1 protein-coding gene is annotated in these 600 nt (G+C 47.3%); it reads left to right on the forward strand.

The features are described 5' to 3' along the window. Positions 1-22 precede the first annotated feature (22 nt). On the forward strand, positions 23-600 hold a 578-nt coding region (locus A3735_RS01945), incomplete at its 3' end, for an iron-containing alcohol dehydrogenase (protein ID WP_369820498.1).

The following is a 600-nucleotide window of genomic DNA, read 5'->3' on the forward strand; positions in this document are numbered from 1 at the left end:
ATTCCACCCAAAGATGCTACCAGTGCTAGTGATATTGGACCCCAACGTAACGACAGGTTTGCCAGCTAAAATTACCGCTGCAACGGGCTTGGATGCCTTATCACATTGCCTTGAAGCTTTTTGCTCACCTTCTTACCACCCGATGGCTGAGGGTATTGCGCTTGAAGGTATGCGCCTGATTAAAGAAAATCTCCAGCTTGCATACGAAAATGGCGATAACCTAGAAGCGCGGATGCATATGCTGGTTGCTTCAAGTATGGGGGCTGCAGCGTTCCAGAAAGGTTTGGGAGCGATGCATGCTATCGCACATTCTATAGGTGCAACATATGGTGCGCATCATGGTCTTCTAAATGCTATTTTGATGCCTTATGTCCTCGAAGAGAATTATAGTGAAATCAAAACAAAGCTCGGGCGCGCCGCGAGATATCTTGACCTAGACGGAGGTTCCGCAGACTCGTTTATTTCTTGGGTCCACCAACTTCGAGCAGACCTTGGTATACCACGTACCTTAGATGAAATCGGTATCAACTTAGGCGATGTACAAAAATTAGCTGCCATGTCTGTTGAAGATCCTTCAGCTGGTGGCAACCCTATCCAGCT

The sequence above is a fragment of the Oleiphilus sp. HI0061 genome, from assembly GCF_001635675.1.